The 18,539-nt window shown below is 29.2% G+C and carries 14 protein-coding genes and 1 tRNA gene; 6 read left to right on the top strand and 9 right to left on the bottom strand.

Annotated features, from left to right (window positions below):
- The first annotated feature begins 334 nt into the window (after positions 1–334).
- Genes HM987_RS19125 through HM987_RS19105 form a run of 5 tightly spaced genes read left to right on the top strand, consistent with a single transcriptional unit; the run spans position 335 to position 8,436 of the window.
- Positions 335–1,279 (top strand): HamA C-terminal domain-containing protein, encoded by a 945-nt coding sequence (locus HM987_RS19125; protein WP_179009617.1) that lies wholly within the window; start codon positions 335–337, stop codon positions 1,277–1,279.
- Positions 1,276–3,801, top strand: coding sequence for a DEAD/DEAH box helicase (locus HM987_RS19120; protein WP_179009616.1), 2,526 nt, complete (start codon positions 1,276–1,278; stop codon positions 3,799–3,801). Before HM987_RS19125 ends, HM987_RS19120 begins: the two co-directional genes overlap by 4 nt.
- On the top strand, positions 3,798–5,000 hold the full coding sequence (locus tag HM987_RS19115) for a Shedu immune nuclease family protein (protein WP_179009615.1): 1,203 nt from the start codon (positions 3,798–3,800) through the stop codon (positions 4,998–5,000). The genes HM987_RS19120 and HM987_RS19115 overlap by 4 nt, the downstream gene beginning before the upstream one ends.
- 8 nt (positions 5,001–5,008) lie before the next feature.
- The gene (locus tag HM987_RS19110) at positions 5,009–6,664 is read left to right on the top strand and encodes a DUF6035 family protein (protein ID WP_179009613.1); all 1,656 of its coding nucleotides are present in this window, start codon (positions 5,009–5,011) and stop codon (positions 6,662–6,664) included.
- The gene (locus tag HM987_RS19105) at positions 6,655–8,436 is read left to right on the top strand and encodes a hypothetical protein (protein WP_179009611.1); all 1,782 of its coding nucleotides are present in this window, start codon (positions 6,655–6,657) and stop codon (positions 8,434–8,436) included. Before HM987_RS19110 ends, HM987_RS19105 begins: the two co-directional genes overlap by 10 nt.
- 34 nt (positions 8,437–8,470) lie before the next feature.
- Here the strand turns inward: HM987_RS19105 and HM987_RS19100 are convergent, their stop codons facing one another.
- The 9 genes from HM987_RS19100 to HM987_RS19060 form a co-directional block, all read right to left on the bottom strand.
- A complete protein-coding gene (locus tag HM987_RS19100; protein WP_179009609.1) occupies positions 8,471–9,499 on the bottom strand; it encodes a DUF3871 family protein in 1,029 nt (342 codons plus the stop codon).
- The gene (locus tag HM987_RS19095; protein WP_179009607.1) at positions 9,462–10,346 is read right to left on the bottom strand and encodes an AAA family ATPase; all 885 of its coding nucleotides are present in this window, start codon (positions 10,344–10,346) and stop codon (positions 9,462–9,464) included. The genes HM987_RS19100 and HM987_RS19095 overlap by 38 nt, the downstream gene beginning before the upstream one ends.
- A 113-nt stretch (positions 10,347–10,459) precedes the next feature.
- Positions 10,460–11,692, bottom strand: coding sequence for a site-specific integrase (locus HM987_RS19090; protein ID WP_179009605.1), 1,233 nt, complete (start codon positions 11,690–11,692; stop codon positions 10,460–10,462).
- Positions 11,693–11,760: 68 nt separating this feature from the next.
- The gene (locus tag HM987_RS19085; RefSeq protein WP_179009603.1) at positions 11,761–12,627 is read right to left on the bottom strand and encodes a hypothetical protein; all 867 of its coding nucleotides are present in this window, start codon (positions 12,625–12,627) and stop codon (positions 11,761–11,763) included.
- On the bottom strand, positions 12,624–12,911 hold the full coding sequence (locus HM987_RS19080; RefSeq protein WP_179009601.1) for a helix-turn-helix domain-containing protein: 288 nt from the start codon (positions 12,909–12,911) through the stop codon (positions 12,624–12,626). The genes HM987_RS19085 and HM987_RS19080 overlap by 4 nt, the downstream gene beginning before the upstream one ends.
- A 111-nt stretch (positions 12,912–13,022) precedes the next feature.
- Entirely contained in the window at positions 13,023–13,883 is an 861-nt protein-coding gene (locus tag HM987_RS19075; protein WP_179009599.1) for a hypothetical protein, read from the bottom strand.
- 135 nt (positions 13,884–14,018) lie between these two features.
- A tRNA-Asn gene (locus tag HM987_RS19070) sits at positions 14,019–14,092 on the bottom strand.
- 227 nt (positions 14,093–14,319) lie between these two features.
- A complete protein-coding gene (gene rseP / locus HM987_RS19065) occupies positions 14,320–15,663 on the bottom strand; it encodes an RIP metalloprotease RseP (protein WP_179009597.1) in 1,344 nt (447 codons plus the stop codon).
- 91 nt (positions 15,664–15,754) lie between these two features.
- Positions 15,755–17,689, bottom strand: coding sequence for a M1 family aminopeptidase (locus tag HM987_RS19060; RefSeq protein WP_179009595.1), 1,935 nt, complete (start codon positions 17,687–17,689; stop codon positions 15,755–15,757).
- A gap of 83 nt (positions 17,690–17,772) precedes the next feature.
- On the opposite strand from HM987_RS19060, the gene HM987_RS19055 reads away from it, so the two are divergent.
- Positions 17,773–18,453, top strand: coding sequence for an SCO family protein (locus HM987_RS19055; RefSeq protein ID WP_179009594.1), 681 nt, complete (start codon positions 17,773–17,775; stop codon positions 18,451–18,453).
- Positions 18,454–18,539: the final 86 nt, after the last annotated feature.

Below are 18,539 nucleotides of genomic sequence, written 5' to 3'. Positions count from 1 at the left end.
ATGTCTTCTACCATCAGCTAAAGAATAACAGCTATCACCTTGTTATAATTTTAGCCGACAAGATTATTTTTGGAATATATACTAAGGGGTGGGGTTCCCCTTTCGCTGAGGTTAGTGGGGGTGTTTAGCTAGGGTGCTTTGCATTTGCAATGGTGAAAGGCATAAAAAATTTTAAAAAAAATTCTTTTTTAAACTTTATATCTTTAGATTTATAGTGTCCTCCTTATAACTAATTAATAATTAAAGGTCTATCAAAATAAGACTTTGATAAGTATAATTTTCAACATTTAAAAAGTGTTGAAGATTTAAGTATAAATTAACCAGATTAAAATAAATGGATAGAATTGAAAAAGCTATTAATAGCTTATTAATTAAAACTAAAGGAGAGATATTTTCAAGAATTGAAAAAGTTTCTTTTGAAGTAAATGTTAGTGATACTAAAGCAAAATGTTATTGTTATTCTATTAAAAAAGATGGTAATGGAAATTTGAGAGTCGAAGATTTGATTGATTTCATTGATGAAAGAATAGTTGACTACGCAATCCCTAAGAAAAAGATTGATGAAGCTAAAAAAGAAGTCAAAGAAACTGGCTCAACTTCTAAAATCGTTAAACTAAAAAAACAAGCTGTTGAATTATTTACGAATTTAAAGAAAACAGGAGAAGGCGGTGAATTATTACTATATATACTTACCATAGAAATATTAAAAATCCCTCAATTGATTAGTAAAATGTCATTAAAAACATCTGGACAATTACACTATCAAGGCTCTGATGGCATACATGTTAAATATGATAGTTCTAACAAAACTTTAAACCTTTATTGGGGTGAATCAAAAATGTATAAAAACATTTCTCAAGCACTTGCCGAGTGTTTTAGAAGTTTAAATGGATACTTATTAGATACCTATAGCTATAAATCAACCCAAGAAAGAGATTTATTGTTAATAACTGATAATATCAATCAAAATATAAATAATGAAGATTTTGAAAATCTGATTGTAGCATATTTTGACAAGGATAATGATTTATCAAACAAATTATTGTACAAAGGTATTTGTTTTATTGGGTATGATTCTGAAAAATATAAAGATAGTACTAAAAGTATAGAAGAGTTCAAAAAAGAACTTATGGTAGAATTAGACAATCATTATAAAGGTATATCATCACAAATTAAGAAGTATAAAGGTTTAGATAATAAAGAAATTCATGTTTTCATAATGCCATTCCCTTCTGTAGAGAGTTTCAGAAAGTATTATTTAAAAACTATTAAGGCATGATTTCAAATAAAATTTATGCTTTAAATAGCTTTAAAAGACAATATGATGCTTTAATTGTTTTGTCAGTATGTGAGACTATACCAAATCTAATATGGCATGAAAACAAAGAAACATTATTAGAAAGAATAGACTGGAATAACATGTTAGGTATAGCATCTGTTTTTAGTTACTCAGACAATAACACTCATTTAGATGCAGCATTAAGAATATGTCAAACTTGTATTTCTCAAAATCAAACAACGAATATTCAAAAAAATGCATCTGCAATTATTCTATCTAACCTCACAAATAAACCAGCAATTGATTTAGCTGTAAAAAGAGGATTTATTGATAGTAATTATAAAGATTATTTCCCCTTAGGATTTAAATTACAATCTACAAGAACTGAAATTGAAAATTCAGTCTTTGTTGGCAATAAACTAATTCATTTAAATAAGTTTCAAAAAAAGGTTCATAATGTATATGAAAACGCAGATACAATAAGCATCTCTGCTCCTACTTCTGCTGGTAAGTCTTTTATTTTATGTACAATTTTGGTAGAAGAGTTAATAAACAAAAAACAAAATATAGCCTACATTGTACCAACTAGAGCATTAATAAGCCAGATTGAATCTGATTTAAAAGACTTAGTAAGAGATTATAAAATCAAGAATGTCAATATCTCTACAGTACCTCATAGTGAGATTGACCAAAACACATCAAATGTTTTTGTGTTTACTCAAGAAAGGCTTCATTGGTTTTTAATTGACCATAAAACTAAAATAGATTTATTAATTATTGACGAAGCCCATAAAATAGATGATGGAAACAGAGGAATTCTTTTACAACAAAAAATAGAAGATGTTGTAAAAAATAATCAAAATGTAAAGGTCTATTTTTCAAGCCCATTCACATCAAACCCTGAAATTTTACTTGATAATGTAGAAAATAAAAGTAGAAAGGAAAAGGTAAATACTCAATTCGTATCTGTAAATCAGAATTTAATATATGCAACTCAATTTCCAAGAAAGTCAGACAAATGGAATTTGAATCTTTGCTTAATAGACAAAAACATACTTTTAGGTCAAATTGATTTAAAAGATAGACCATCAACTAACACCACTAAGATAATTACCTTTTTAAGCCATGCAATATCAGCAAACCAAAGCGGAAATATCATCTATTCTAATGGTGCTGCTGAATCAGAAAAAAAAGCATTAATGTTATATGAGTTGTTAGATGATAGTGACATAAATGAAAATATTCTTGAACTTCAAAAATTAGTAAAAAAAACAATTCATAAAGATTATACATTGGTAAAAGTGCTAGGCAAAGGCATAGCCTTTCATTATGGAAATATGCCTCTACTAATTAGACAGGAAGTTGAAAAACTATTTAAAGAAGGATATATCAAATACTTAATATGCACTTCAACTTTATTGGAGGGAATAAATCTACCTTCAAAATCAATCTTCATTAGAAAGCCAAATAGAGGAAAAAATAATCCACTAAGTCAGAATGATTTTTGGAATCTTGCAGGAAGAGCTGGTAGATGGGGAAAAGAGTTTAGTGGTAATATAATATGTGTTAATCCGCATAAATGGGATATCAAACCTAACCCTAATAAATCAAAACAATTAATAAGAAGAGCCATAGACAATGTCGAAAAAAATCATCAAGAATTATTAGATTATATTAAAAATGATACTCCAAGAGATATTGCTGAAAGAAGACAAGATTTAGAATTTGCATTTGGTTATTATTACATCAAGTTTTTGAACAATGACTTTAATTTAAAATCCAATTTCCATCAAGACTTACAAAAGTTGTTTTTAGAAATAAAACCAACAATAATTCTTCCTGATTATATAATTAAAAGAAATCCTGGAATTTCTCCTATAGCACAACAAAACTTATTTGATTATTTTAAAGAAAATATAGATAGAATTGATGAATTAATTCCTGTTTATCCTGAAGATGAAAATGCTATAGATGAATACAGTAAATTAGTTGGAAGAATAGGCAAAACAATTTCAGACTACCCTCATCAGCTAAATTTATCAAGAGCCATTTTACTTGTAAACTGGATGAGAGGTAGACCTTTATCTCTATTGATTTCAAGTAGCTATAAGTCTTATCAAAAACACAATAAAAAGAACAAAACTTTACCTATTGTGATTAGAGAAGTTATGAGTAATGTAGAAAATTTTGTAAGGTTCAGATTTGCTAAAGACTCTAGTTGTTATATAGATGTATTAAGATATTTTTTGGAGCTAAATGGTATGCCTGAGTTAGAATCAAACATCCCTGAGTTAAATTTATGGTTAGAGTTTGGTGTGTCTCAGAAAACTCATTTATCAATGCTATCATTAGGCTTATCAAGAAATACAGTTATTGAATTATCTGAGTTTATACCTGAATCAAAAATGTCCAAAAATGAATGTATAGATTGGTTGAAAAAACAGGATTTTGAACAATTAGGGTTGTCAACGATTATTATAGATGATATTCAAAGAAACATAGATATAGGGAAAGAAACATGATAAGTTTTAGAAGAGTAGATAATAATATAATTTTCACATATAGTTCTGATTTCACCTACAGTGATTGGGTAAGAAAAGATTTAACAGAAAAGGGACATGCAATAATAAAATCTATTTTTTATTTTGAAAACAAGGATGTCTTTATTGATTTGGAAGAAGAAGAAATTGATGATGATATTTATGAAGATGAGCCTTACCCTATATCATTTCTTTTTGCCAATAAAGAAGATTCTTATTTTAAAATTGTGAAAAATGTCTTGGTTGAAAATGTTGATATTTACTTTCATGAAGATATTGATTTTGAACTAAAGTTTTTTTTAGCTGATGTTAAATACTCTGTTTTCAAACAAATAGAAGGTTTAGTAAATCAAGATTTATTCATTGGTGGAAATAATCCTAATGCTATTCCTTTTGATGCATTCAAACAAATTATAAAAAGCTTTCCAAATAGTTATGAAAAAAGGCTTTATACTGAGTCAAGAGTTTCTACAATTCTCAGAAATTACTTTGAAGATGTTCCTGATGTTGAAAAAAAATTTAATCGTTATCTCAATAAAAAAATAAGTAAAAAAGGTAAGGGGTTATCTAAAATTTTTAAAGCATATGAATTAGAGAAATATACTACCATTCTTGAAAAATTAGAAGACATGCTAAGCCATATTAATTCTTACAATGAAGACCAGTGGCAAGATGAAATCCTTGAAATAATCCTACTTCTATATCCAAAGTATATCAGAGCATTTAAAAGCACACATATCAAGGCTGACTTCAAGAACAAATTCTTGGATTTCCTTTTGGTTGATGGTAATGGGCATATAGATATAATTGAAGTAAAAAAGCCATCAAATGACTCAATAATGTCACATAGCCTTTATCGAAAAAATCATATTCCTAAAAGAGAGCTTTCTGGAACAATAATGCAGTTAGAAAAATATATATACTATCTAAATAGATGGGGAGGTAGAGGAGAAAAGAAATTATTAGAAAAATTAAAAGATAATCTTCCAAAGGATTTTGAGATTAAAATTATCAACCCTCAAGGATTCATAATAATGGGGAGAGAAAATGATTTGACCAGAAGTCAGAAAAAAGACTTCGAAGTGATTAAGAGGAAGTATAAAAATGTAATAGATATAATTACCTATGATGACTTAATAGAAAGGCTAAAAATGACCATAGAACAAATAAAAAAACGATAAGATTTTAAATGGCATTTGAAAGAACTATAAAATCAGCAATAATTAAAGAAACAGGTAAAATTATTGAATCAGATGAGTATTTTAAAAATAAACAGGAAGGTGATGAAATAAGAACTGAATACAATAGAGGTAATATTACTTTTCTTTGTTTGGAATGTAGGCAAAAACTAAGTCTTTCAAAAAGTAACAAAAGAACTTTTTATTTAAAACATTTTCCTAATTCAGAATATTGCGAATTAAAAGAAGAATCATTGTCTAACAAAGAGCAGGAAATCTATACCCAGATACTAATTGCTAAGGAATCCCCTAGACACATCTTTTTAAAAAACAGAATAGGAGAACTTCTAAAAGAAACTAATAATATTTCTGAAGTAAAGATTGATAACTTTTTCATTTTTAATGATAAAGGAAAAAGAAGAAAACCAGATGTATATTGTAAGTATTTAGACAAAAAAATAGTGTTTGAAATTCAGTTATCCACCTTATCACAAAAGTACATTTTAGGAAGATATGATTTTTATAAAGAAAAGGGTATTTATTTAATATGGATTCTTGACAATTTTGATGTAGAAGGTAAAACTACAACTGAACTAGATATTAAATACTTATCTAAACATCAGAATTATTTTAGATTTAAAGATACTACTGACTTCCAACTTAACTGTAAGTTTAAACAAACTCATTTAAATACTAAAAATCAATTTTATGATGAATGGAATGAAGTAGATATAACCTTAGATAAATTACAGTTTGACAAAGAAAACAATGAAGTTTATTTGTATAATTTCTTAAAGAATAAAGAGGAAAAACTAATTATTCAGAAAAGAAATCAAGAACAAATAGAGAAACAAAAAGAAGAAAAAAGACTTCAAAAAGAGCAAGATAGAATAGCATCTAAAATTCATGATTTCATAGAAGCTATAGGTGTTGAAAAAGAAAAGTATAAATCTGACTTTAGTAAGCTAAAAAATGAATTAAATGATTTTGATGATGAAGAATTAAAATTTTTAAATCAAAGACTAAAATTAGATGAAAGAGAAAAAATATTTGATTGGTTGGAAAAAGGTAATGAATCAGATTATGAATTTTTAAAGTTTATTTTAGAGTCTTATCAAATAGATTTGGATGTTAACATAAACCATAAGACTACAAGCAAAAATGTGTTTTATTATCTCTATAACAATGTTGAAATTCACCAAAAAGAGAGGTTCTTAAAACTATTATTTAGAAAAGGTTTTAAATTTTCTAAAATTGACACCCCCTTATTGGGAAATTATTTTGAAGACTCGAATAATGATTTTCAAAGAAGTGTTTTGGTATATGGACTTGCTAATTATACTCCAAAATGGTTAATAGATACTTTGTTTGAATATAAATCACAAAGAGTTCTTTGTATTATAGAAAGCTGCTTAGCAAAGCAAATAATTGGCTTCAAATTTAAAGGGTGGATAGCTTTGCTTAATTATGCTATCCATAATTATCCAGAATACTGGTCCTATATAGAAACTACTCTAAAATCTACAGAATTATTTGAAAAAGTAATTTTATTAGATAAAAAAGGGACATTTCAAAATAAACTAAACAATTACAAAAATGTTCAGCAAGAAATTGATAAAAATTTCGCTCAACTTTTTATGCATTTATACCCTGAACTATGCCATTAAAGAAGAAAAACAAATACATCTATATAGATAAGTACACTTTCAGAAAAAGAAACAAAAGCATTGGTAATTTAGATGATTTTCGAAATGACTTAATAACTGCTCTTGGTGATAATATTTTTAAGTATGAAACATTAGATGAAATCATTTTTAACTCATTAAAAATTATATACCCAGTAAACCGAAACCTTAAAAATGATGAGTCATCTATTCAAAAAAAAACTTCTCAAGTTTTAAAACATTTTGGATTTAACAATAGATTAAAGGCCCATATCTACAAAATAGGAGATAATGGAAAGCGCATTGATATAACTAAAAAAGAACCTAACCTAAGTGCTAAAGACAAGTATTTAAATGAGATTATTAGATTTAAAGAGTTACCAAAGACACATTTTAATTATTTAAAAGAAGAATCAGAACTTCATTTATTAGAAATAACAAAATTGGTTACCAAATATTCTAGTACCCCTTACATTTCTAAGCATTATTTGAAAGAAGAAAAGCCACCATCTAACCAAAGTGAAAGAATGTTTTTAGATTATTACAAAAGGTGTATTAGTGAACAACAAGATATTCTGGCTTATAGATATGGAGAGAAAATTAAAGAAAGAGCTATTACCAAAGTAACAAAACTACCTTTCAATTTTCCAGATTGGAATTTTGGTGGAATTTTAGATTTCCCATACTACTCATCAAGAGCTTATTCAGAAGGATACTTTAATCATGAACTAATTGAAAAGGTATATCATCGTTTAATAGACACAACTATTTATGAAGAAGATGAGAGTTATAGAAATTTATATTTTAATAATAAGCGCCTTTTTTACTCTAAACTATTTAAAAACTACTCTACACAACACTACTTTCAAGACATAAAATATTACTTAGGAGTATTACCTATAAGTCAGCATAGAATAAAGGTAATATATGAGCTTGAGTTTTTATTTAATAAACAAAAATGGGTTAGCTTCTATGGCATTGCATTAACCCAAATAGAAGGACTTTTTGCTGATATGTCTAAAATTATGGGAGCAAAAGTGAAAAGAAGGGTTTATGACAAAATAAATGTGGTAAGAGAATCAGATATTTTGAATTATTTAGATTATTATCAATATCACATACCTGAGATGCGAAATAAATTTATGCATGGAGAATTAAACGGTATAGAAAGTGATAAACTAAACTCTTATGATTTATTAACAGACATCAGATTCTTATTAAGGTTTTTTTATGAACTTGATAATTCATTGGTTCAATTAAAAAAAATATTAGCCAAACAAAATTATACTTTTCCCACACTTGATGAAGTTGTTTCATTTTTTAAGATTTTGAGTGATAACAACTCATCTCTCAAAGATTATGTTAAGAATAATTTAGAAGAAATAAAGCAATTTCTTTCAGTTAACTTGGTTGTTAATAATAATATTGATGTCCTAATCCTCAATTTAGAAGAAGATATAAAAAATGATATTTCTTCAGTAAATGATTTTTTAAGTAGAGTATTCATAAAGAGATGTTTTAATTTAGATGAGTTGAACCCTAAAACTATTAAATCTTTTTTTGAGAATAGCGAAAATAATGTTCTTTTAAAATCTGAAATATTCATGATTCAAGATAAAATAGATTCCATTTCTAAGTATTCCTTTTTCCTAAAAAAACATAAAAAATGGTTAATGGGTCTGGAGCAGGAAATAAGGGATTATCTAAATAGAATTTCCAAACATTATAGTTCCGACTTGAATAAGCTTTCAGTTTTATCAGATTTTATAGAATAACCCAACCTCTATTTTAGAAGAGATTGGGTATTCATCAACTCAAAAACCAATGGTATTTAGAATCCCCATTGAGAGTTTGTGCCAATCCATTTGTAAAATCAAAAGCATTGACAGTTCTATCCAAAAAAGCATCTATATAAGAACTCTTATTTGCTGATGTGAAAAGATTATAGACATTCCATAAGTTGATGTTTCCGTTTTCATCTTTACAAAAGCTCTTATCCTCATAATAGTCTTTTGCAATAGTATTCATTTGCCTATCTGCAAAGTCCATTTGTGGTAATTCCTTTCTCTGTTCTTTAGGCAGATAATTATACAATCTTGCTTTACCAATTAACTGTGCAAATTGATGTTCAGTTAAACTTTGTTGAGAAAGAGCTTTCATAGCTTTTAAATGACTCTCTGCTTCATAGCCATGTATCACTTCAAGAATCTTATTTTGAAGTTCCTCATAGCCTCCTACTCTCATTTCTGAGGTGAAACCATCAGAAGAAATACAAAGGTTACAACATACCATATTTTGAAATCCAATAAAGAACTTAAACTTCTCATGTGACTTTTTACTATAAAGGTTCTCATTATTGTATGCTCTAACACCACCTACCATCAAGGAAAGAGTATTTCCATTAATGCTTTCTGTAATTGAAGGTATTCTTACAACAAATGCCATTCTTTCAAAATATTGAGTTTTCTCATGTGCTAGCAGCTCTTTAGCTGATTTGTAAATAGCATCTGGTGTTCTACCCTTAATTTGATGACTGACACGAATTTCAGGTAAATCTATTTCTTGATTTCCAAAAGCATTACTTATACATTCTTGTGTTATTTCAATAAACTCTTGATGTGCAATAGTTTTTTCATTGTCTTTCGCAAATACAGGTATTACACAATCCTGCTTTAATTTAGAGAGGCTAACACTATCTGTATTAGCCTCAATAAATGGGTTGATTTTATATTCTTCTCTTTTTGATGGTACTTCCAAAATTGAGGAAGATTGCCTTGTACCATCAAAAGGAGAAGATATACTATTGACTTGACTGTTGTGAACTTTTACTAATTCCATTACTTGAAAAATTTGAAGGTTTAACTAAATTCTCTAATTGTTGTTTTTTATCTCTGAATTGCTGATTCAATGCTTGTTGAAAACTTGGATTTTCATTGTAAAGCTTTGTCAGCTCTGAAACAGATAATGTTGAATTGATTTTTTCAATCACATCTTTTGAAGTTACAGGTTCAGCATTACACCATTTCAATAACTTCTCACCTGTTTTAGCAGAAATAACAAATTCTGGTTTATTCATAAATAATCCTGTTCTGTCTTTACTACTTTTGGCTAAATGTTGATCATTTATTAATTCAAAATTTACTGTCAATTCATACTCAAATCCTTCTCTGGTAATTTCTTTAGTTCCATGTTTCATTACCTTGGTTCTACCATTAGAGCCTACATCAAGAGAGTAATCAATTTTGGTTCTAGCTGTTGTAATTATATGACAAGTAGATTGTAAAATTTTGTCAATAAAGGATTGATGTCTCGGTGTCACTTTTGCCCAATCTTGGAATCTTCCACCTAACTGCTCATGTATTTGCAGACAGCCCCCTTTTCCTTGCCATTCATGAGTTATACTATCAATCACAATGACTTCTATTCCTGATTTCTCACAAATTTCAATAGCTTGATTATATCTTTCAGGTGAATAAGGCGCTTGTAAGTCTAATACATTAAAGTTTCCTAAGTCTGAATACAATGAAGCTGAAGAATTTTCTGAATCTATTACAGCTATTTTACTCCAATCTTGTGTCATACCAAAAGCTAATAATAAAGCTGAGTGAGTTTTACCAAATCCACTTGGTCCAGATATTCCCAATCTGAGTTTTACATTTTGTCTTTTACTTTGTTTTAATTGCATAATCTTAATATTTGAAAAGGTTAATATTTTATTGTATTATTTTTAAGTTGAATCTGAATAGATTCTATTTATAATGAAAAAGACCCTCATTGTTTGAGAGTCTTTTGGAAAATTTATGAAGCATATAATAGCTTGGGTTCTTCAAGCAGTTTAGTCATTGCATCATCAATAATATCATCATCAAATTCCTTGAGATAAGCTTTTGTAACACTTACATCATGATGACCCATGGATTCACCAATTAAATCTGTTGAAATTCCAGCAAATTTCAAATTAGTAGCAAAACTGTGTCTAATTACATAGGATGTTACATTTTTTTCTACACCTTGAATTTTAGCAATCTCTTTAAGTTGCTTATTAAATCTACTAATAGTTTTATGCTTTCTATTTTCAATTTGAATAGGTGTTAGGTTATCTTTTAATAAAATTGGGAATACATATTTGGTTGTTCTATTTTGAGCTTTATAATAAGCTATAATCTGTTTTACAGGTTTTAACATTTTTACAGAAAACCTACCTTTAGTTTTAGAGCGTATATAGAAAATTCTATCTCCTTGAATATTATCCCATTTTAATTTCATCATATCTACAAAGTTCATTCCACCCATATAATAGCTGAATAACATATAATTCTTAGCATCAATTAAATGAGGGTATTTGTCAGTATCAAGAGCTTCCATAAGCTTCATTTCTTTTCTTGAAAGTGCTTTTTTGATACCTTTCCCTTTTAACTTAGATACTTTGTAGATTTTAAAAGGATAATATTTTTCATCTACTACTCCCTTTTTAATAGCATCATTAAATAATGCTCTAAGCTCTCGCATTTTTACACCAATTCCACCATCAGTATTATTGTTACTTCTCAAATGAGTTTCATACTTATCTAGTAAGGTTGGTGTAATTTCCCTAAATACTAGATTCTTATTTTTGTGAAATTTGAAAAATGAATTATAAACATCTCTATAAGCTCTAGCATTGCCAGTTCTTCCAGCCTTGTTTAAATCTGATATTTTTTCTTTCCAAAATTCAAAGACTGTAGTTTTCGAAGATTTCTTACCTCTAAATTTTATTTCAAATTGATTAAGGGTAAAGTCTATACCATCAAGAATAAAATCATCAATAATCTTTAAAGCTTCCTCTTTCTTTTTAAGTAAAGCTCTATTTCTTTGTAAATAGTTCTTTTGACTCTTTTTAAAATTTGAATTGCCTTTATCCCAATCTTTTTTTAAGCAACTTATTCCAAGTGTAATAACCTTGACTTTTCTTTCTTTAATGATTTTTAATACTACAGGATAAAGTCCTTCTTTATTAGGTTTATTTCTTAATATTATTTTAATACTTGCCATTGTTTTGTTTTTTGCTACCTTTTCCAAACTTTATTATATATAATATATATATGTCTGGAAAAGGTTGATTAATGATTAATAAACTTTTCATGTTCCCAAAGAAGTAATTGTCTTATTACCTTATTCATGGCATCTAATTTGTATTTATCTATGAGTCGATAGAATACTTTTTTTTGCCTTGCTCGTGTGTGCTTATCCAAAGCTTCCCAATGTCCATATGAAGTAAATGACCTTAGCAAATCTCTGTCTTTTTGATTTGAAACATTATTTGCTGAAATTCTATTTACAATTAATATTTCATCAAATTTTTTAAAATAAAATTGAAAAAGTCTTTTTAGAGTATTTCTATCATAAAGTTCAGTAACATTAATCTTACCTAAATTTTTGAACCTCTTAATGTTTTTTAATATTAATGTGATTTTCATCTTTTTTTTTTCATGCTTGCAAATTGAAATCTCAATTGAATAATCATCGTAATCAAATTTTATAAATCCCTTTTTTTTCTTAGGAATCTTATTCGAATTGTAGTATTTCAATTTGTGAATAATTAAGTGAGAATAGAATAAATCTTGAACATCAATATCAATTATAATCCAATAACTAATACTCATGACTGTTAAGTTCGTATCTAAAGGATCATACATTAAGGAAAGTTGAGTTTTTAAACTTTCTATGAATTTTGTGTAATTCATATTGCTACAAGCACCGATTCTTTTATCAGACATATTATTGTATATAACATTATAGAATCCTGTCAAGTAACCTTTGTATTCATCTATCTCAAAATACAGACCGTTAAATCTCCCTTTAATTGGATAAATGATTTGACCTGTTTTGTAAATAGTTTTATGTTCTATTTGAAATAATTTTTGATCTAAAAGCCACAATTGATAGTAAAGCTTTTTGCTATAACACGATCTTGAATAAACTATCATAACTTATAAGTTATGTAATTATCAATACTCGTCATTACCTCTGCTGACTGAATTGTTCTGCTATTTACAATCCATTCATCTAACTCACTTCTTTTGAAATAAATGAGCTTTCCATTAGGAACATAATGAGGTATTTCTTTTTTGCTAGTAAGTTTATATAGACTAGACTTTGACTGGCTTAAATACCTAGCTGCTTCTTCAAGAGTAAAAAACTCTTTATTAAATAAATTCTCTTTTTCTAGTAATTCAATTATTGTTTTTAATTGTTCTTGGATAAATTCCATAATTTTTTAGATTATGGATATGGCGCCATATCCTGATTATTTCAGGCAAAGAAAACGCAGTATACACTATATAAAGGAATACCATACCTTAACTGTATGGTAAAGGTATTTTTAAAGAGAAGAAATAATTTTGTCAATCCTATCTTTAAAATCAGGATTAGTAGACATATTTTGACGTGTATTTTTAAAATTTTTTAATTCGTTCCCATATTCATCAACGAACACATATCTTAAGAATTTATATAAGTCAAGGGCAATTTTAGAACTCAAATGTCCATCTTCAATTAATTTATCAAATAAATATAGTAGAGTAGCTTTATTGGTATATTTGTTTCTCTTTGCCTTAACAAGCCACTCAATCTTTTTCTCAACTTTTTGTCCTGTGAAAGCATTGATAAACTCTTTTCTAGATGAGTTTATCATTGATGGTGTTTCTATCAGAGAAGAAAACAGCTTCTCAATCTTAATTTTTCTTTCAATATTATTTGAAGCTAACAAATCAAATGAATAAAAAAATTTATAGCTTACAGTTCCCTGTTCGGTTGAATAAAGGTCAATTACACTTTCAAATCTTTCAATAATTGAATTTAAAAATGGGAAGTCCTTAAATGACTTTAAATTTTTTAAAGTATTTATTTTAACTCTTAAAAAACTTGCATGCGCATCTATCTGAACTTTATTATTGAAATTAGCTTTAAATCCTAATTCTATAAATTGTTTTGAATTTAAAACTTCATTATTAAGTTTATCAAAAACAAGCTTTTCAAATGTTACAACACTAAAATTATCTTCTTTTTCTGAATATTGGTCTTTGTAAAATTCTATGATATGACTCTTTTTATCAACGCTCTTTATTCTATTCCCAAATGATTCATTTTCATATTGTGCATAGAATTTTTTCAAATCATTATAAATAGTAGAACTTAAATAATTCTCTATAAAATAAAAAGGGAAATCTATTGAGCTTGGCATAATGAAAATTTAGAAATTGAAATATAAGGAAATAAGAGAAATGTTTAACCTATGTTTAACCTGAGCAAAATTCAAAGAACTATAAAATCTCTCTAAAACACAAAAAAGCCACTACTTTCGTAATGGCTTTGTTTGCTCCTCTTCTTAGGCTCGAACTAAGGACCCTCTGATTAACAGTCAGATGCTCTAACCAACTGAGCTAAAGAGGAATTTAATCTCTTATTAGTGTGTTTTAGAAGGCACTAAACTTCTTTTCCTCTTCTTAGACTCTAACTAATCCCGAAAGCTTTCGGGACTCGATTAACAGTCAGATGTTCTACCTATTGGTTACTATTGGAAGAACTAAAGAGTGTCTTTTTTTCGCGTTAGCGGATGCAAATATAAATCATTTTTTCTGTTACTACAAAATGAAATATTAATTTTTTTGTTAAAAATTTTAATTCGTGACGGCTTTAAAAACGTCATTACCATTGGCAAATAACACTAAGGCGATTAATATAAAGAAACCAACGATTTGTGCACGCTCTAAAAACTTTTCACTTGGTTTGCGTCCAGATATCATCTCGTACAGTAAAAACATGACGTGCCCTCCGTCTAAAGCAGGTATTGGCAACAAATTAAGGATGGCTAACATAATCGATAAAAATGCTGTTAGTCCCCAAAAATACGGCCAACTCCACACAGGTGAGAATTGATCGTAAATGGCTTTAAAACCTCCTAAACCTTTGTAAGCTCCTGTGCTAGGACTAAAAATGGCTTTTAGCTGATCAAAATAATTGGTAATTGTTTTGGTGAATTTACGCCCTCCTGCTGCAAAGCTTTCTCCAAAAGTATACTCCTTTCTAAAAATATCGTAGTAGCCTAATTCTTCAAACCGAGAAGGATTGTTATAAGGTCTGATTCCAAATTTACCTTCGGAATTTAAGTTTAATTCTTTATTAACGATTGAATTATCTTCTCGCAAAACCTCAACAGAGACTGTAGTGTCTTTTAAACCCTCTGTAATCGAGTCAAGCTGGTCGAAATATTTTAATTCTTTACCATTAATACTTTTAATGATATCCCCTTGTTTTAAATCCTTCTTGGCATTTAATGAAGTATCTGCTACTTCTCCTACCATAAAAGGAATACGATATTCAAAATTACGCTTACTTTTACTAGATGAATATTGTCCCAGAAAGTCTTCAGGTAAATCTATGACCTTCTTTTCGCCTTCTCTACTAATGGTGATAGTTTCTGCACTGATCAGATTAAAGCCTATATCAGAATCATTTACAACAGGCACGTCGTTTACCGCTAAAACCTTATCTCCTGTTTTAAAACCAAAATCCAACAATGCAGGGTTATCAATCCAATACCCATCCTTTAAACTGTCAACCTTAACATCAGAATCGCCATAAGCAAAAGAAATAGCCACATAAATCACGTAGGCCAAAATAAAGTTGACGGTAACGCCTCCAAGCATTATAATCAATCGTTGCCAGGCTGGTTTAGAACGAAATTCCCATGGTTGTGGTGGCTGTGCCATTTGTTCCTTATCCATGCTTTCATCGATCATTCCTGCAATTTTCACATAACCTCCAAGTGGCAACCATCCTATACCATAAACGGTATCGCCTATTTTCTTCTTAAAGAGTGAAAATTTCACATCAAAAAAGAGGTAAAACTTTTCAACTTTAGTTTTAAATAGTTTGGCTGGTATAAAATGTCCGAGCTCGTGCAAAACGATAAGCAAGGATAAACTGAGTAAGAATTGGGATATTTTTATTATAAATTCCATGTCATTTTTTCAAATTTCGATTTGCAAAAGTACGGTTTTTATCTCAAACGAATTCTAAAATAAATGCCAATATATTGAAAACGGATTTACCTTAATTTTTTATAATCCGCTTATTAATTATCTCGTCTCCAGTTTGAAATTGTATAAATAATAGCCCTGAAGACAAAGCGCTTAAATCAACTTGAGGTGTCCAACTAGATTGTAATAACAATTGACCCAAACTATTATAAACCTTAATAGTTTCAATAGCTACATTTTCGGGTTTTTCAATATTTATTGTAGATGATGTTGGATTAGGATATAATTGAATACCAGCATTAAAATCAAATTCAGAATTACTCAGAGTTACTGAATTGTCTTTTGAAATTAAATGGTAATCAGGATCAAACAACACTTCTTGAACCGTAAAATTAACAGTTTCAAAAAATTGTTCATTGTTGGAGGTATTATCTAAAACAACATCCAAGGTTTCTCCAAGTGTTCCCACAATTCTAAAGGGCACATCGGCTTCAAAAAACAAAACGGATGGATGGCTTTGGGTTTGCGAAACCACAAGTTGCAATTGATTTCCATTTTGGTTCCAATTCACAGCATAACTCGGATAACCTTGATTATAGATCCAATCGTCAAAAAATTCATCCAAGTTTTCACCTGTAGATAATTCCATGACATCATTAAAGTCCTGCGTTTTGGCATAATCAAAAGCTAACTCCGGTGCTGTCAGATAATCTTGTAAACCTTGATAAAAATCGGTATCTCCTAGTTTTTTTCTTAACATATGTAAAACCATAGCCCCTTTGTTATAACTCAAACGACCACTAAAAATCCGGCTCACACTTGTGGTATCTTGATCCGAAAGATATACAGCACCACCCGGTTGCGACGTAATATTGTTAACCCGTTGCTGTCTCCAGGTCTTAAAACTGTTTTCCCCATCCAAATCTTCAATAACCAAACCTGATAAATAAGTCGCAAAGCCTTCGTTTAACCAAATATCTTTCCAACTGCCGCAGGTTACTTTATTACCAAACCATTGATGGGCAAGTTCGTGCGCAATTAAATTTCTATTGAAAGACCCCATAAAGGAAACGGTAGTATGTTCCATACCACCTCCCCAACCAAATTGGGCATGACCATATTTTTCGTCCGAAAATGGATATTCTTCAAATAAATCTGTAAATATGTTCATAATGTCCACAGTAACACCTGTACTGGCTTGAGCACTTGTTAAATCTTCGGGATAGACATAATTCACGATATCAAAAGGTGTTCCGTTATTAGGAACTTCATGAGAATACACTTCATAATTGGTGACTGCAATAGCAATTAGATAAGCAGGTATGGGATGACCATGTTTAAAATGCGTAATTTTCTCAGAACCTTCAACTGTTTGACTCATTTCCAAACCATTTGAAACTGCCACGTAAGTTTCATTTGTAGGATTAAATACTGGTGTTTTAAGATATACGTCGATAGAGTCAATTTTATCAATTAAATCTTGTTTACAAGGCCACCAACCTTTGGCACCATAAGGTTCGGACAGCGTCCAAATTATGGGATCGCCATTATGGGTGGTTTGCTCAAACGATCCAAAACCAGAGCTCACAGGATTACCGGAATAACTTACGGTTAAAGAATCTAAAACACCTTGTGCTTGTGCCATAGGTAAAGTGACCACCAGTTCATCATCTGAATTTTGAGTAAAGCTTAAACTATTACCACGCTGCAAAACTTGGGAAACTATCATATTATCAGCCAAGTCAAAAGTGATGTCGGTCATGGCTTCTTTGGCCTCAAAATAGGTGGTGACATCTCCAGAGATTTGCGCAAAAGATGGGTCTACATTTAATTCTAACCGATGGTATTTAACATCATAATTACCCGTATTCTCATTTTGACTATTCATCATTTGTCGTAAAGCTGTGGTAGCTTCAGAAGCTCGGATGACGTTTAATGTTTCATTATAGTCCTGAGCATTTATTTGTAACGTTAAAAAAATAATTAAACTGGTAATTATCGGTTTCATAGTACTGTTTTTGTGTTAAAAATAAGGCTTTTATTGAGATTCAGTCGTATTTTTGCCGTTCAACTTTCATTTACACCTACACAATGTCATTTCTTTCATTTTTTAAAGGCTATAAAAATTTTGGGATTTTCTTCTCTATTCTTTCTATTATTATTTTGGTCATAATTTATAATGTACTAAACGTGAAACAACCGCTTCCTATTTATCAACCCGCTATGGTTAGCGAGGAATTGGTAGATAGCACTATCCAACACCAATTAAAATACCATAAAATCTCAGATTTCAGTTTAACCAATCAGAATGGTAAGACCATTACGCAAGATACGTATAAGGATAAAATCTATGTGGCCGATTTCTTTTTTACTACCTGTCAAACCATTTGTCCTATCATGACCGACAATATGTTTCAGATACAAAAGGAAATTATTAATGATGATGATGTGATGTTATTGTCACATTCCGTAACTCCAAAAATTGATAGTGTCCAGCAATTGAAAAAATATGCCAAAGAAAAAGGAGTTATTGATAGAAAATGGAATTTAGTCACAGGCGATAAAAAACAAATCTACGAACTTGCCAGAAAAAGTTATTTGGCCGTAAAAACAGATGGTAATGGCGATGCGTACGATATGATCCATACCGAAAATTTTATGCTTATTGATAAAAAACGTCAAATTAGAGGTTTTTATGATGGAACAAAACCAAAAGATATTGAGCGTATTTTAGAAGATATTGAAACCTTAAAATACTTCGGTGGCTCTTAGAAAAACTTAAAGTATTCAAATATTCATTGCGTAGTTTTTTACACTAATAAATTTCTCTTACTTTTGCTTCTTTAAAATTAATCTAA

Source organism: Winogradskyella forsetii, assembly GCF_013394595.1.
GTDB lineage: Bacteria > Bacteroidota > Bacteroidia > Flavobacteriales > Flavobacteriaceae > Winogradskyella > Winogradskyella forsetii.
Note: the sequence above shows the minus strand (reverse complement) of the source record. Positions and strands in the feature narration are given on the sequence as shown.

Bases quoted from the DNA above. Each gene is read 5' to 3' on its own strand.
- HM987_RS19125 (WP_179009617.1), top strand. From the start codon at position 335: ATGGATAGAATTGAAAAAGCTATTAATAGCTTATTAATTAAAACTAAA.
- HM987_RS19120 (WP_179009616.1), top strand. From the start codon at position 1,276: ATGATTTCAAATAAAATTTATGCTTTAAATAGCTTTAAAAGACAATAT.
- HM987_RS19115 (WP_179009615.1), top strand. From the start codon at position 3,798: ATGATAAGTTTTAGAAGAGTAGATAATAATATAATTTTCACATATAGT.
- HM987_RS19110 (WP_179009613.1), top strand. From the start codon at position 5,009: ATGGCATTTGAAAGAACTATAAAATCAGCAATAATTAAAGAAACAGGT.
- HM987_RS19105 (WP_179009611.1), top strand. From the start codon at position 6,655: ATGCCATTAAAGAAGAAAAACAAATACATCTATATAGATAAGTACACT.
- HM987_RS19100 (WP_179009609.1), bottom strand. From the start codon at position 9,499: ATGGAATTAGTAAAAGTTCACAACAGTCAAGTCAATAGTATATCTTCT.
- HM987_RS19095 (WP_179009607.1), bottom strand. From the start codon at position 10,346: ATGCAATTAAAACAAAGTAAAAGACAAAATGTAAAACTCAGATTGGGA.
- HM987_RS19090 (WP_179009605.1), bottom strand. From the start codon at position 11,692: ATGGCAAGTATTAAAATAATATTAAGAAATAAACCTAATAAAGAAGGA.
- HM987_RS19085 (WP_179009603.1), bottom strand. From the start codon at position 12,627: ATGATAGTTTATTCAAGATCGTGTTATAGCAAAAAGCTTTACTATCAA.
- HM987_RS19080 (WP_179009601.1), bottom strand. From the start codon at position 12,911: ATGGAATTTATCCAAGAACAATTAAAAACAATAATTGAATTACTAGAA.
- HM987_RS19075 (WP_179009599.1), bottom strand. From the start codon at position 13,883: ATGCCAAGCTCAATAGATTTCCCTTTTTATTTTATAGAGAATTATTTA.
- rseP (WP_179009597.1), bottom strand. From the start codon at position 15,663: ATGGAATTTATAATAAAAATATCCCAATTCTTACTCAGTTTATCCTTG.
- HM987_RS19060 (WP_179009595.1), bottom strand. From the start codon at position 17,689: ATGAAACCGATAATTACCAGTTTAATTATTTTTTTAACGTTACAAATA.
- HM987_RS19055 (WP_179009594.1), top strand. From the start codon at position 17,773: ATGTCATTTCTTTCATTTTTTAAAGGCTATAAAAATTTTGGGATTTTC.